Source organism: Sporosarcina aquimarina, assembly GCF_033253705.1.
Taxonomy (GTDB): domain Bacteria; phylum Bacillota; class Bacilli; order Bacillales_A; family Planococcaceae; genus Sporosarcina; species Sporosarcina aquimarina.
On sequence record NZ_JAUBDH010000002.1, the window covers coordinates 465,894 to 481,948 of the forward strand.

Annotated in this window: 12 protein-coding genes; 3 read left to right on the plus strand and 9 right to left on the minus strand. The window is 40.6% G+C overall.

Annotated elements, in window-relative coordinates; genetic code table 11:
• Positions 1-18 precede the first annotated feature (18 nt).
• A complete protein-coding gene (locus tag QT716_RS04975) occupies positions 19-753 on the plus strand; it encodes a hypothetical protein (protein ID WP_317934894.1) in 735 nt (244 codons plus the stop codon).
• A gap of 38 nt (positions 754-791) precedes the next feature.
• On the opposite strand, the gene QT716_RS04980 is transcribed toward QT716_RS04975, so the two are convergent.
• From QT716_RS04980 to QT716_RS05015, 8 genes are all read right to left on the minus strand, one after another.
• Positions 792-1,232, minus strand: a complete 441-nt coding sequence (locus QT716_RS04980) for a MarR family winged helix-turn-helix transcriptional regulator (protein ID WP_317934895.1) — start codon at positions 1,230-1,232, stop codon at positions 792-794.
• A gap of 92 nt (positions 1,233-1,324) precedes the next feature.
• Complete coding sequence (locus tag QT716_RS04985; RefSeq protein WP_317934897.1) at positions 1,325-2,764, minus strand: ATP-binding protein; 1,440 nt, start codon at positions 2,762-2,764, stop codon at positions 1,325-1,327.
• Positions 2,765-2,986: 222 nt separating this feature from the next.
• Positions 2,987-4,336 (minus strand): TrkH family potassium uptake protein, encoded by a 1,350-nt coding sequence (locus QT716_RS04990; RefSeq protein ID WP_317934959.1) that lies wholly within the window; start codon positions 4,334-4,336, stop codon positions 2,987-2,989.
• Between the two features lie 177 nt (positions 4,337-4,513).
• Positions 4,514-5,275, minus strand: a complete 762-nt coding sequence (locus QT716_RS04995; protein WP_317934899.1) for a TerC family protein — start codon at positions 5,273-5,275, stop codon at positions 4,514-4,516.
• A gap of 466 nt (positions 5,276-5,741) precedes the next feature.
• Entirely contained in the window at positions 5,742-8,831 is a 3,090-nt protein-coding gene (locus QT716_RS05000; RefSeq protein WP_317934900.1) for an efflux RND transporter permease subunit, read from the minus strand.
• A gap of 136 nt (positions 8,832-8,967) precedes the next feature.
• The gene (locus QT716_RS05005) at positions 8,968-10,542 is read right to left on the minus strand and encodes a peptide chain release factor 3 (protein ID WP_317934901.1); all 1,575 of its coding nucleotides are present in this window, start codon (positions 10,540-10,542) and stop codon (positions 8,968-8,970) included.
• Positions 10,543-10,575: 33 nt separating this feature from the next.
• Positions 10,576-12,066, minus strand: coding sequence for a UDP-N-acetylmuramoyl-L-alanyl-D-glutamate--2,6-diaminopimelate ligase (locus tag QT716_RS05010; RefSeq protein ID WP_317934903.1), 1,491 nt, complete (start codon positions 12,064-12,066; stop codon positions 10,576-10,578).
• 146 nt (positions 12,067-12,212) lie between these two features.
• Positions 12,213-13,601, minus strand: coding sequence for an aldehyde dehydrogenase (locus QT716_RS05015; RefSeq protein ID WP_317934905.1), 1,389 nt, complete (start codon positions 13,599-13,601; stop codon positions 12,213-12,215).
• Between the two features lie 326 nt (positions 13,602-13,927).
• On the opposite strand from QT716_RS05015, the gene QT716_RS05020 reads away from it, so the two are divergent.
• Positions 13,928-14,071 carry a hypothetical protein gene (locus QT716_RS05020; protein WP_317934906.1) on the plus strand — a complete coding sequence of 48 codons (144 nt, stop codon included), beginning with the start codon at positions 13,928-13,930 and terminating at the stop codon, positions 14,069-14,071.
• A 179-nt stretch (positions 14,072-14,250) separates the two neighbouring features.
• Here the strand turns inward: QT716_RS05020 and QT716_RS05025 are convergent, their stop codons facing one another.
• Entirely contained in the window at positions 14,251-15,111 is an 861-nt protein-coding gene (locus QT716_RS05025; protein ID WP_317934908.1) for a DNA-3-methyladenine glycosylase family protein, read from the minus strand.
• A 105-nt stretch (positions 15,112-15,216) separates the two neighbouring features.
• Here QT716_RS05025 and QT716_RS05030 point away from each other — a divergent pair, with 105 nt between their 5' ends.
• A complete protein-coding gene (locus QT716_RS05030) occupies positions 15,217-15,768 on the plus strand; it encodes a hypothetical protein (protein ID WP_317934909.1) in 552 nt (183 codons plus the stop codon).
• The last annotated feature ends 287 nt before the right edge of the window (positions 15,769-16,055 follow it).

Consider the following 16,055-nt stretch of genomic DNA (forward strand, 5'->3'; position numbering starts at 1 on the left):
TAAGGAGGAGATTTAGGTATGAAAAACAAAAAATTGCTTTATACAGCATTATCTGCCTCACTGCTATTAGCTGCTTGTGGTACAGATACAAGTGATCAAGACAACGAAAACACAACGGTTGATGGTGCCAATCAAACTGAAGGTACTGATGGTACTGTAACTGAGGGTACTGAATCCCATGATTCTTCAACTGAAAACGCTGAAGATACTACAACGGATGATACGGACAGCGATGATGCCACTTCGGAGAATACAGATGACACAGAAGCTGGGGCAGATGACAGTCAATCTGGAGATGCTGAGGACGGTTCTACGGCATTAGAAGGCGCTGAAGACACAGACAGTGATGAACAAGACTTCAAAATGCAAGTGCTCCCTGAGTATAAGCTGACAAGTGAAGAACCCGGCCGTGACGTACTCTACGCGGAAGCTGACTCAGAATACTTCATGAAAGTTGAAACAACAAAAGCTTCCGAATCAGATTACGATAAATCACTGGAGAACTGGAATGAAACGCTTGCTGCTTCTAGTTCTGAGGCATCCCCTGTTGAACTGACAGATGAAAAGCTGCTTCCTCAGAATGATGATTTCGAAAAATTGAAAGCATACCGTGTTGCCGCTGCCGAAGGTCCGATTACAGCTATGATCTTCCAGCGCGATGATTTGCTAGTCCGCGTTATGATGTATGATAATACTGATGAAAAGTATTATGATGATTTCTTGCGTATGGCTGAAACAATTCAAGCTAAATAATATCAAAAAAGCTGAACGGCAATTGCCGTTCAGCTTTTTTATGATAAATCACGAATCGATAAGCCTAATTTCTGCATCAGCGCTGTTGCTTGGTCTTGTTCTTCTGGACTTAAAACTGAAAGCAATTCAGTGATTTTGACGGCATGATCTGGAAATAAACTGCTCATGAGTTGTTCACCTTGTTCAGTAATCTCCACATATGTGACTCTCTTGTCGATTGAATTGACTTCACGTTCTAGATAACCATTTGACTCTAGTTTGTTAATAACATATGTCATAGAGCCACTGCGCATTAGAATTTTTTCACCAATCTTCTGGATTGGCTGTTTACCTTTATGATACAGCAGTTCTAGCACCGCAAACTCAGTCGGATTCAAGCCCTTCGATGAGATAAGTTGATTTGTCTCTTCATGTAATACTTTGTTTGCTCTCGACAACACTACAAATAACTTGAGGGCGCGTTCGTTTGCATTACTCATAAATTTATTCACCTGCTGTTTTCCAATTTGAACTATAAAAATAGTATAGCGGTTACAATAGTATTCCGTCAAAAAAAACTAAGTCTTTAAAATTAGTTTGCTGAATTGTGTTGAAAGCTTGTCTTTTGCTCCAGACAATTTTGTGGGAACGCAAGAGTGAATGTTGTTCCTTCATCCGGCTTACTAGTTACTGCTATAGCGCCTCCAAGGTCTTCCATTGTCTTTAAAACAAAAGGCAATCCTAAACCAGTCCCCTCAGGTTTCGAAGTGAAGAAAGGCATAAATATGCTTTGAATTTGGACAGTGGACATCCCCTTACCTGTATCCGACACAGTGAGCTGAAACGAATCATTTTCCGCTTTCTTAAGCTTTAAAGTCAACACCCCTCCGGGTTCCATCGCTTCAAAAGCATTTTTAAAAATATTCAGCAACACTTGCTTAAGCTTGTCCGCATTGGAATAGATCATGGAATTGCAAAACGAAGCGTCATGCCAATCTATGTGAATCGATTCAAACATTGCTTTAGGCTTCATAATTTCCAATACTTTTGTAATGAGTACACCCAATGAAAACTCTGAATTTTTTTCTTCGGAAGGTTTAGACAACATTAACATTTCTTTTAGAATGGACTCCATCCTTTGAAGCTCATCATCTACTACTTGTAAATATTTAGCAGTGTCTCCTGTCGCCGTAACTTCCATAAGTTGTACAAATCCTTTTAACGTGGTCATGGGATTACGAATTTCATGAGCAATGCTCGCCGCCATTTGACCAACTGTGGACAAAGAACCTGAATGATCCAGCTGTCTGCGGAGCATCTCGATTTCTGTACGGTCTTGCAACTCAACGATATACATGTCACTGTCGTTATTGTATACAGCATGTATTTCTAAAAACTGTATATCATTCGGATTATTTTCGAATCGCTCCGTAAACAAAACTTCTCCATACGTTTTTAATGCTTTGATATACTCTGCATATTTGGATTCGCCATCTGATTTTTGCGTATTGAATTTCCTATAAATTGTCTGGATTCGTTTTCCGATTACTGCGCTTCTAGTTAAATTGAATATGTCCTTTACCCGATTATTGACATCGACAATAACACCTTCATTGTCCACCATCAAAATAGTCCTATTTGCATTAGTAAAACAGCCTACATATGCAGAATCAGGAAGTTCATCACAAACCGCCGGTAAGACAAAAGTGATCGTAGCGGCATTTCTGCTGCTGGAGTAAAAAACGTGAGCTTTGCATAAGCATTCAACATTTCCTTTTGACAACATCACTAAGTTTTCAAACAAACCCACTTTTGTTTCAGTAGAATCAGTTTTAAAGTCATTCCATCGTCGTAATCCATGTCTTGTGAGAAGAGACAAGAAGTTATCATTTCTCTTCAACGTGAATTTGTTTTCAAACAAAGAGTTAGTATGCGTAATCACACCATCCATACTAACCAAAATACAAGGGTTGCGATTGTCCTCAACAAAAAGAGACATGCTTTCGTTCACATTATCTAATTGATCAATCATCCTTAAACCTCCTGTGGTCGTACAGATAAGTTATGATTTAAAATTTAAAATTATAACCTATTTATTTCCGTATATCATTTCGTTACTCAAATTATTCCACATTTCACACATTCCTCATATAGGTATTATGACTCATATTGATTAAATATTCTTCCAAATAAAGAAACTGTGAATCCTACATTGAGCCTGTTTACTTTTAATGAAAATACTATACAACTTATTTTAACCGATTATTACGCGTTCTTTAGGATATCTGAAGGAAGTTTTATTTACTTTACCGCCTAACGTAAATAAGAACGATATTAATCCTACCCGACCAATAAACATCAGCGCCATAATAATCAATTTTCCTGGTATGGATAAATCCGAAGTGATTCCGAGCGACATTCCACAAGTTCCAAAAGCAGAAGTAATCTCAAATAACAACGAAACTACTGGAACTCCCGGCTCTGTGATCAACAAGATTAATAATGCAACAATGACCATGAAGCATGCTAGCAAGATGACGGCATAAGAGCGAAAAATGTCGACAAGTTTAATTCTCCTTTTAAAAATGTGAATAACATCTTTACCTTTCGCAAAGTTGATAAGAAACAAGATTGCGATTGCGAATGTTGTCGTTCGAATCCCGCCTCCCACTGAACTTGGAGAAGCTCCTATAAACATAAGAGAGCTTATTAAAATATCGGTAGCATCACTAAAATTCGTAATATCATACGTTGTTAACCCTGCTGATCTTGCTGATACTGAATGGAACAAGGACGAAAAAATCTTTTCGTGCCACGACATCCCTTTGAAAGAATGAAAAGACTCCAAGACAAAGATCATTACTGCACCACCAGCAAGCAGAATGCCGAAAGTAGCTGTTGTTATTTTAGTAAATAGAGAGAATCTAAAATGCGGAACCTTTTTCGAGAAGAAACTCTTTACTTCTACAAGAACCGGGAATCCAATTGCCCCTAATATAATGAGCATCATAATGATGGTTTGAACAAAGTAATCATTGAAATAAGGCAATAAAGATGCATCTGTAATGTCAAAACCCGCATTTGTCGTTGCGGATACAGAAAGGAACATTCCATTTAATAACGCTTCGGAAAACTTATCGTAAAGCGGCATGATATATAAAGTTAACGTGATTCCCCCGATAATTTCTATCATCAAAATGATACGGACAATTTGTTTAATAAGTTGAACGACACCCGCCAGCGTGTACTGATTGTGATCGACCATGATTAATTGCCGTTCACGCAAGCCAATCCGTTTTTTGACTAATAGCCAAAAGAATGTACCAATCGACATAATTCCGATGCCGCCTAGCTGCAGAACGAGCATGAGCATGCATAGTCCAAAGACTGTGTAAGTTCCTGCGATACTAATTGGAGTGAGTCCTGTGACACTGACTGCACTAACCGCTGTGAATAAGCTGTCGATGAACGAAACTTTCACGCCAGGTTTATAAACGCCAGGCAGATTCATTAAAAGAAATGAAAAAGCGATAGCTAAAAAGTAATAGAACACAATTAATTGAGCAGGTGTAAACCTGTGTAAACTTTCTCGATTCAGTTTCATTTTCATCCGATCCTTTCCTTCAGGAGGACATAATCATACCATATTCGAATTTGTCGTGTCAGAGAAAATGTGTATGTTCCTTAGCATGGTCTGATACTTGTTTGTTCAATCCATTCATAAAAATAAAGAAAAACTGCCTGATGCGATAATATATCATCGCTTCAGGCAGCTTTGTTTTTAATTATTACTGATTTTGCGCTTCCCCGATACAGCTGTGAGCCATCCACCGATGGCAATTGCTGCAAGGACTCCCCAGAATGTCAATTTCCATATGAAGGAGTGAGGGAATTCCGTGTCGAGAATCTGGACATTCGGATGCGATAACGTCATCACTGTCAATTTCACGCCTACCCAGCCGACAATCAGGAACGCTGCAGTTTCAAGAGCAGGATATTTCTCAAGAAGCGTAACAAACTGACGAGCTGCAAATCGAATCAATACCAAACCGACGATACCACCTAAGAGCATGACTATGAATTGTCCGCCGTTAATGCCGCCAATGTGGAAATTTCCAAGTTCCGGCAGTGTCACAGCAAGTGCAACCGCCGCAAGCATTGAATCCAAGGCGAATGCGATATCTGCCAATTCCACTTTTAGTACTGTCATCCAGAATCCCGATTTCTTCCTTTTCTTTTTCGTCGGATCATCTGCTTTGTGATGTTTTTGGTCGTAGATATTCTTTATTGAAATGTACAATAAGTAAATTGCGCCGAGCGCTTGGATTTGCCAAATATTAACTAAGAACGTAATCAGGAACAATGCCCCGAACCTGAAAACAAAAGCTCCTAACAGTCCGTAAAACAACGCCTTTTTCTGCTGCAGCTTCGGAAGGTGTTTTACCATCACCGCCATTACCACAGCGTTATCGGCAGCAAGCAGCCCTTCCAACACGATAAGTACAAGGAGCACCCACGCGTATTCTAAAAAAATCGTTTCCACTAGAAATTCCTCCTTATTTTTCCCATCAAAAAAACCCTCACCTAATAATAGGCAAAGGTCTCGCTAAGTCGGAATTTGTGTAAAATCCAGCTATCATAACCGATGGCGCTGTATCACCATGTATTGACGACTATGAAATAGGTTTCCCTATAGCTACTCCCCTTTGACAAACGTCAAAGACATTCAGTTGTTGGGTACTTTTCTCTCTTCATTATACTAAGGGAACATTGATCTGTAAACAGAACCTCTATAATACTCGAAATTATTTCAGCGGCTTGTTTTACTTTCGACATATTTATAGTCCCTTAAGGAGAATCGTATAGGAGAGCAGCTGTGGATTTAATCGACTGTCACATTCCTTTGCAGTTACTTTAAGTATATGAACAACGTGCCCATAGTATGAAAGTTTGTCCAGTATAATTAGAGTCAAAAAAAGCAGAGGATAGATACTCCTCTGCTTGTAGTATTATGCGTTGTCGGTACTCTCCGTGTTTGTTTTAGGACGAGCACGTCTTCTCGTTTCTTTATCGAACAAACTATAAATAATCGGAACGATGAAGAGCGTCAAGAGCGTAGAACTGATCAATCCTCCGATTACGGCTATCCCCATCGGTTGGTTGATTTCCGTTCCTTCTCCGATACCAAGAGCAAGAGGCAGCAAACCTAGGATAGTTGTAAGAGCAGTCATCAATATCGGACGCACACGATTTCTGACAGAAACTACAATCGCTTCGTACGATCTCATCCCTGCAGCTTTTTGCTGGTTGATATAGTCAACCAACACAATTCCGTTGTTCACTACAATTCCTACTAATACAAGGATACCAATGATAGAGGTTACACTAATCGGCGTATTAGTTACGACTAATCCGATTGCGACACCAATGATCATAAGCGGCACTGAGAACATGATGACGAACGGATACTTAAAGGATTCAAACTGTGCTGCCATGACGATGTATACAAGCACTACTGCGAGTATAAGCGCGAGTAACATATCATTTGCTGCACTTTCGAAGAGTTCACGGTCTCCGCTATATGACATTTTCACATCATCAGGCAATTTAAGTTCATCAATTGTGTCATTCACTGCAGCAGTCATTTCTCCAAGCGAACGAGAGTTTTCATATTTAACATCATATGAAACGGAGTGCGCTTGGTCTACACGTTGAATTGCAACGGGCCCTTCTGCAATGTCGATTGTTGCCAATTGGCCAAGTTTAATATATTGACCTGTTTGGGAACGCAGCTTAATTTTACGTAATGCATCGGTATCTTTATAAAACTTTTTATCATATTGGATATTGACGGTTAACACCTGATCGTCTTCATCGACGATTTGAGTTGCAAACGAACCGCGAGTAATATCGGTAATCGTCTGTGCAACTTGGACAGGTGCAAATCCAAAGTCTGCTGCAAGTTTACGATCTACGGTTACTTGGACTTCCTCAACAGTGTCCATAAGATTGTTGGATACTTCAGTTACACCGTCAAGCTCACGAAGTGCTTTGTCTACTTTTTCAGTAGCTTTGTTTAACCGTGACTCGTCTGTATCTTCTAATGCAAACGACAATGTATTTGGACTGGATCCTGCAGCTGCTTGAACATTGAAGCTCACTTCCGCTGTATCTCCAATCGCTTTTTCAACTTTAGGTTTCACATCATCCATGAATTCGAAGACTGAACGGTCGCGATCATCCAGCGCCTTCAGTTTCACGTACATTTCAGCAGTGTCTGCTTGCGAACCGCCTTGAGCCATAGATTGTTGTGTACCACCCACTAGACTCACATAGACATCGACATCTTTTTGCTTCTTTAAGATGTCTTCCACTTTTTTAACAGCGTTGTTTGTCGTGTCTAGTGAAGAGCCATTCGGTGTGTCTACAGTAATACTGAAAAACCCTTCATCGGTCGATGGTAAAAACTCAGTACCGACTTTAAATAGTCCAAGACCACTAGCAACAAGTAAAACTGTAGTGATCGTTAAGATAATGAATCTATGGGCAAGCGACCACTTAATAGATTTCTCAAACGTATTCAATGTCTTCGAACGACGTCTGCGCGCTTCCACATTACGGCGCGGTTTACGCAACATCCGGCTTGCCATCATCGGCACAACTGTGAGTGCAACAACTAAAGAAGCAAACAGACTAAACGAAATCGTTAACGCGAACTGGGTAAAGATTTGACCAATTAGTCCGCTTATGAAAATAACAGGAACGAATACTGCAAGTGTTGTCAGTGTCGATGCGATGATAGCTCCTGCAATTTCTTTTGAACCTTCACTAGCTGCAACTTTTCGTTCTTTCCCCATCGCAAGATGCCGTTCAATATTTTCGATGACGACGATGGCATTATCGACGAGCATTCCTATTCCGAGTGCTAATGCACCTAACGTCATGATGTTCAATGAGAAGTCCGCAAAAAACATGAGCACAAATGTCACGATGACTGAATATGGAATCGCAACCCCGATAATAATAGGACTTCGGATTCCTCTCAAGAAGAAGAATAAGACAATCATGGCAAATATGCCACCTAGGATAAGTGATTGGCCAATGTTGTTAATCGCCAATTTGACGTAATCCCCTTGGTCAAACAAAATGTCTGCATCGACATCTTTATATTGTTTTTCATCTAACAAGCGATCTAATGATTGTTTGAAAGACTTCGAAACTTCAGCGGTATTTGCTCCGGACTCTTGTAAGACGGAAAGCAATACTGCTTGTTTGTCATTTGCGCGAGTAATAGTATTCGTATCTTGTTCAGCGAGATTTACTGCTGCAACATCCTTAACATACAGCCGCTTCCCCGTTTTTGGATTCGGTCCGATAATGACGTTTTTCACATCATCTGCATTGTTGAGTGTACTAATAATTCGTGTCGTAAGCTCTTTTCCGCCAGCTTCACTTACGGGCTCCCCTGGCATGGTAACGTTAGAAGCTTGAATGGCTTGTAAGACTTCAGCCTGGGTCAGTCCGTTCGCCTGCAATTTCTTTTCATCCAGGATTACTTGAATTTCTTCCACTAATTTACCGGAAACACTTACACTGGCTACGCCTTCAGTTTGACGTAATTGCTTTTCTAGGTCCTCAGCAATTTTACGGATATCAACATCTTTTGAACCTGTTTTAAGAGCAAGCTGAATAACCGGGAATTGGGATGGGTCAAATTTCATGAATCGTGGCTTATCTGCTCCTTCAGGAACAGGAACTTGGTCAATCCGTTGAAGGATGTCCAGTTGAACATCATCAATATCAGCTGACCAGTCAAACATCATGAAGACCAATGTAGCTCCTTCTTGAGATGTCGATTGTAAAGATTTAAGTCCAGGTGATGTGGAAAGGCTCTCTTCTAAAGGTTTTGTGAGTTTCTCGCTCACTTCAGTAGGTGAGGCACCTCCATAATTTGCAACGACTACTGCGACGGGTGGATTTAGATCTGGAATAAGTGTGACAGGTATCCTGAAAAATGACACAGCTCCTAAAATGATGATTAAGAACATCGTGACAATCGTGAATACCGGGCGTTTAATAGAAAAATCACTAATTTTCATGTGCGCGTCCCCTTTGTAAAATACAGTACTTTCATCATATGCAATGCGACGCTTGAGTTCAAACAGAACGTTTGAAAATTTGAATTTAAATAAAAACCCGTACACAAAAATGTAACGGGTTATCAAATGATATTATTTATAGAAGGCTGTACAAACGAATGTCTGGGAACTTGTCACTAAACCAACGCATAGCAAAGTCATTCTCAAATAAGAAGACTAAGTTATCAAAACGATCTTTAACAAGCATTGAACGCGGTCCCGTCATAGATTCTTTTACATCCGCTTCGTTTTCAATCCAACGGGCTACTTTAGAGCCGATGTGCTCCATTGAAACTTCCACATTGTATTCATTTTTCATTCGATGCTCGAATACTTCGAACTGCAGCTGTCCTACAGCTCCCAGTATTACTTCTTCAGTATGCAAAGTTTTGTAGAACTGGATAGCTCCTTCTTGAACGAGTTGAAGGATTCCTTTATGGAAGTGTTTCGATTTCATTACATTTTTTGCAGTAACTCGTACAAATAATTCTGGGTTAAATTGTGGCAGCGATTCAAATTGATAAGATGACTTGCCACCGACCACGGTATCTCCAATTTGATAGTTTCCTGTATCGTAAAGTCCAATAATATCGCCAGCTACCGCATCATTGACTGTTTCACGGTCATCTGCTAAAAATTGTGTCGTTTGTGAAAGTTTTACTGTCTTGCTGATCCGCGGAATATTTACTGTCATTCCCCGCTCAAAAGCTCCAGATACAATCCGTACAAATGCGATACGATCCCGGTGAGCCGGATTCATATTTGCTTGTATTTTAAAGATGAATCCTGAAAACTCTTCATTCATTGGATCTACGTATTGTTCATTCGCTGTTAGGCGCGGTTGTGGTGAAGGTGCAAATTTCAAAAATGTTTCTAAAAAAGTTTGCACTCCAAAGTTAGTCAATGCACTGCCAAAGAATACTGGGGTCAGTTCGCCCCGTGCAATTCGGTCGGTATCGAATTCATTCCCTGCTTCTTCAAGAAGAAGCGCATCTTCAACTGCTTGCTTATAATAAGAAGTTTCCATCATTGGATGCGGATTCGCAAGCTGACCTTCCTCGTCAAGCTTTAAAAACTTCTCTTCGCCTTCAACACGTGCTTGTTCAATACGGTGATTGTAGCGATCGTAAATTCCCATGAACTCTTTTCCCATACCGATTGGCCAGTTCATAGCGTACGATTGGATTCCAAGAACTTCTTCAAGTTCTTCCATAAGTTCTAAAGGTTCTTTACCTTGACGGTCCATTTTGTTAATGAACGTGAAAATTGGAATGCCGCGCATACGACAAACCTTGAAGAGCTTGATGGTCTGAGGTTCAATACCTTTTGCTGAATCGACCATCATAACAGCAGCATCGACTGCCATGAGTGTTCGATACGTATCTTCACTGAAATCTTCGTGTCCGGGAGTATCCAAAATGTTTACGCGTTTTCCATCATAATCGAACTGTAAAACTGAAGAAGTCACCGAGATTCCCCGTTGCTTTTCAATTTCCATCCAGTCAGAAGTTGCATACTTCCCTGTTTTTTTACCCTTCACTGTACCCGCATCGCGAATAGCTCCGCCAAAGTATAGCAGCTTTTCAGTCATAGTCGTTTTCCCGGCATCCGGGTGAGAGATAATGGCGAAGGTTCTTCGCGAAGCGATATCTTGTTCCATTTGTTTATTCATTTAGTTATTCTCCTTCGTATACGAGCTCGACAATTATTTGCCGATCAAGCCTTTACCAAATTTCTTCTCCGCTTCTTCCAATGCTATGGACGCATCAGAATGCGGATATTTTGTAGAGCCGATAATTTGAAAATCCTCGTGGCCTTTACCTGCGAATATGATGATATCTCCTGCATCCGCAACTTCAATTGCATGACGAACAGCCGCTTCACGATCTCCGATACAAGCGAACTGATCATGAGTCATCCCTGATGCCAATTCGGATGTAATCGAATCGTATGGCTCGTCCCTTGGATCATCCGTAGTCAATATGACGTAATCGGCGGCAGATGCTTTTTCCGCCATCACTGGACGTTTTTTCCGATCCCGGTTTCCACCAGTGCCAATGATGAAAATCAGTTTAGATTGAGCTGGTTTATATGGTAATACAGCTGCAATCGCTTTTTCAATTGCATCCGCAGAATGGGCATAGTCCACATAGATCGTTAAAGGTAAATCCGTTTCGACGCGCTCCATCCGGCCTTTAATCGGTGCCAGATAGCGGAGCGGCTCTATAATATCAGGAATGGCTAACCCTTTTGCATAGAGAGCTGTGATTGCAGCGAGTGCATTCGAAACACTAAACTCGCCAATCATCCTCATCTCCACTGTATAGTTTCCTTCTGGAGTATCCAGTGTAAATGTTGTCCCATCTGTTCTGAGATCGATGTCAGTTGCTCTGAACATTGCATCGGAATGAATACCGAAAGTAAACGCAGGATATGAAGTCATTTCTTTCATTTTACTATGCCAAGGATCATCCGCATTTAATACAGCTACTTTTCGTTTTTCTAAGTCTTGTCCTAGCTGAGCAAAAAGCAGACCTTTTGCATTGCCGTAGCTTTCCATAGTTCCATGGAAATCCAAGTGATCATGGGTCAAGTTCATGAAAATCGCGATGTCAAACTCTGTACCCGCGAGTCTGCCTTCAACGAGTCCGTGAGAAGAAACTTCCATCGTCATTGTGTCGCAGCCTTCTTCAACAGCTTGTCTGATCATTTTTTGAGTCGTCAAGACATCCGCTGTTGTATTCTCAGTTTCGTATAGAACACCGTCCAAATTAAAACCAATTGTTCCTGAAACTGCTGAGCGTTCACCCGCGCCCATTAAAATTCCGTGGATAATGTTACTGACACTTGTCTTTCCATTTGTGCCAGTCACACCAATCATCGTCATCTTTTTAGAAGGATACTCACACCAAACTGATGCGAGTAAACTGATTGCTCTAGACGTATTGTCGACGTAAATGACTGCTATTCTTTCTGAATCCACTTTGATGGGTTTTGAAGCGACAATGACTCGTGCCCCAGCTTCTTCTGCTTGTTTCACATAATTATGTCCATCCACAGTAAACCCTTCAATGCAGACAAACATGCCCCCTGCACTGATTGCTCTGGAATCCGCGGTTAAATCTGTTATTTCTTCGGGCAATTGACCCACTAGTTGTTTAACTGGCAAAATCGCCAACAATTGTTTTGTATTCATTGTACTCCTCCGTTCAGCCGTACCTCGCAGAAGTGTGGAACCATCGTTCGGCTTTCTGCTCTTTTTTCAGGCAATACGTTTATTATACGTTTTTTTACCCGCTACGTCATTGCTGAATTCATAAATCCAAATAAAAACCGCTGTTCTTAACGAATCAGCGGTTTAATGTATTTCAGTTTGTTGCCATACGGAGGAAAAGCAGCCCGCATTGGAATTGCCGTACTGCGGTTCATCATAGCTTTCTTATGTGTAAATGCATCAAAACTTGCTTTTCCGTGATAATTCCCTTGTCCAGAAGAACCTATGCCGCCAAATGGCAAGTAAATGTTTCCGACATGTGAAATCGTATCATTTATGCATCCGCCGCCGAACGGCAGTTGTTCTGTAAAGTAAGCCGCAGCTTCTTCATTTTCAGTGAACATATAGCCCGCGAGCGGTTTAGGTAATTTTCGGATTTGATGGAGAACGGCACCTAAGTTTTGATATTCGAGAACCGGTAGAATTGGTCCGAACAATTCATCTTCCATTGACGGGCTGTCGAATCGGACTCCTTCTAATACTGTGGGTTCAATATATAGATCTGCTTTGTTCGTGCTTCCGCCAAATTTGATGAAGGATTGCTCTTTGTTCAAAATAGCTTTCAGCCGATCGTATTGTTTTTCATTTACAATACGGCCATAATCGCTGCTGGCAGATGCATCCTCACCATAAAACCGTCGAATAGCTTTCTTCATCTCTTTGATCAGCTGCTCTTTAACTGAAGCGTGAGCCATTACATAGTCGGGAGCGACACAAGTTTGCCCTGCATTTGAAAACTTCCCCCATACAATACGTTCAGCTGCAATTTTTAAATCAGCAGTCTGATCTACGATAGCTGGACTTTTACCGCCAAGTTCAAGTGTAATTGGTGTCAGCCGTTCTGACGCTGCCTTCATCACTATTTTCCCAACAGCTACACTTCCAGTGAAGAAGATTTTATCAAAAGAAGCGTGTATTAAGGCTGAAGTCTCTTCTTTTGCTCCTTCTACTACGCGAATATAATCGGAAGGAAATTGCTCTTCTAAAATCTTTCTGATAATAGCAGCTGTATGTGGAGCTGTTTCCGCAGGTTTCACTACGACACAGTTCCCTCCTGCGATTGCACCGACAATGGGTTCCATCACAAGTTGAAACGGATAGTTAAAGGGTCCTATGACCAGCACTGATCCGTACGGTTCTTGAAGTACAAAACTTTTTCCAGGTTGTAAGTAAAGAGGTGTTTTGGCAGTTTCGGGCTCCATCCATTCATCTAGATGTTTTAATACATGACCAATACTGGAAAGGACGAAACCAATTTCAGTTACATACGCTTCAAAAGCATTTTTACGTAAATCTTTATAAAGAGCGGCTTCTATTTCCTCTTCATGAGTTTGAATCGCTTCTTTCAAGCGGTTCAACATTTCCTTTCTGAATTCAACAGGTCGTGTTGCGCCAGAAAAATAAAAGTCATGCTGCCGCTCAATCATCTTTTCTACATCAGCAGGTGTAAAGTTCATGGGAGTTCCTCCTTCAACGAAACGGTTTCCTCTATCTTAACGGCCCTTTAGTCGATACGCAAAAATCTGAACTTCCACTACCAAAGTAATTATCGAAAGTCAATGACTCTAAAGGTACTGTTTTCCTCTTTTCGAATTCCGACAAATTACGCAGGTTAGGGAGTGCTGTCGATTCATATACTAAGATCATCAGGCAGCTGAACAAATCGAATAATTCTCGGGACTATCGGAGTCTTTTTCAAAAAGAACGTTTCATGTCTGAGTGAGTTAGGGTAAAGATTGTTACATGAAAGCAACCAACCAGATCGTAAAGGGAGGAACTTATGATGACAACAACTGAAACTTGGTGGGAGACCATTTTCGAAGGCGATTTAGCAGCGGGACTTAACAAAGAACGGATGAATGAATTAGATGATGAACACTTCCTGTATTTCAAAGACGAAGAACTTTCCCAAGAGGTCGTTAACTAATTTTGAAAAATGAATTATTCGGTTTTTCTTTTTGCTTAGACTTCGATACATAGAACAGCTTCTCTTTTTGCTTAACTAAATAGAGAAGCTGTTTTTGTATGTGGAAATTACACATTGTGTTTTTTTATATTGGACTTTTGCTGGATAGTGCTCTGTTATCATGTGCTGAAATTCGAATTTTATTTCATAGGTGAGACTTCAATACTTCTCCACAAATACAATGCGGCATAGCTTAAATAAGGAGACCAATCCTGGAACCGTGCACGCATCTCATCTTGGGTAGGCTTACGATCTAACTGCCAAAGTTTCTTAAGTGCGTTTTGGAGTCCTACATCCGCTACTGGAAATAAATTAGCTCGACCGAGACCGAACATCAGAAACCCTTGAGCTGTCCAAGGTCCTACACCGCGATAGGCAGTCAATTCTGTTGTCACTTCTTCATCCGATTTCTCTCTAAGCGATTCCAAATCCAATACATTTGAAGCAATTGCTTGTGAAAGCCCGATTACATATTCCGCTTTTCGAGTACTGAATTGCAGTTCCCTTAGTTCTTCAACCGGAACAGTGGCAATCCGTTCAGGCTCCGGATAAACCCATACACCATCAATTTCGGATCCATACTTTTCAACAAATCTCATCAGAAGCACATTTGCGAATGACATATTTAACTGTTGATGGATAATGCTTTTCATCAATTCTCCGTAAAGCGAAAAACTGCGGACTAAAGGCGTTCCCAGATGTTCTTTAAAAATCGGTGCCAAATCTGTTTTTGAAAAATGAACCGCAATGCCATCAAGTGATTCTTCGAAGTGAAAAACCCATTTGATATGGTCAAGCTGTTTTTCTGAATACACCCCTTTAATAATAAAGGAAGGTTCGTAAAGAGTACCTGTAGCTTGCACTGTTACTATATTTCCTTCGTCCATAGGGACATGAACGCAACGCTGTTCAAGATTTACCGAATGTACAGGGTTTCCCGCAAGTCGCTCAAGAGCCCTATCAAAATCATAAGAATAAGGGAGCGTTAAATTAACATTCATTAGAAATCCTCCTAGTTAGGGATATGTTTTCATACATATATTGTTTTAATTATCTATATATTGTAAAATTACAACTACAAAGTGCGTTAATAAGGGAGGAAACGTATGGAACTGTTCATATTGGGGGTACTATTCGTATTTGCTAAAGTCAATTTACATTTCTTTGATACAGGAGTGTTTTTTTATAGTACAAATATTGTTGGTTATCTCCTTATTTACTTGGGGTTAAAGAAAATCGGATATTTTTCTAAAAACAACAAAAAGATGCAGCTAATTATTTTACTCATGATGATCCATAGTGTCGTTTTCACCCTTTTGAACGGCTCGGGGCATTCCATTCAGACGATTGAGATGTCTACAGCATTTGGCTCGCTGACCGCATTAACCGTTCTTGTCCTTGCAGCTATCGGCAATGTCATGATTTTCTATATCCTCCATCAATTCATTCTCTCTGTTCGGAATAACCAAAGCGATGACATCTTTCATTCTAACATAGCCTCGCTGGAGATTTTTGCAGCTTTGCTATTCGCATTCGGTATTGTAACTGGCGCACTCTTCTTTATAATAGCGAGTGTTGCTTCCATTTCGATGATTTTATTGCTCGCAGCGGAAATCGTTTTCATTGTTAAATTTTCGACTAAGGCTCAGACTGTATAATAAAAAGGTTAATTCATCAGAAAGTCTTAAGGATGAGTTAACCTTTTTGGTGTATGCAATTGATTTCCAAACGTTTGATAGTTGCTGCGCAGACTAATACAACGCAAAAAAACAGACCCTAGGCATCCGGCCTAATAGGTCTGTTTTGGAGAAGTATCGTTGTTCCGACGATACTTCCGTGGGTTTGGCACCCAATGATTCCTACTGGGCTCGAACCAGCGACCTCTACCCTGTCAAGGTGTGAAAGCTGACTTTCACATTAAACCAGCAGGTGTCCAAACCTTGCA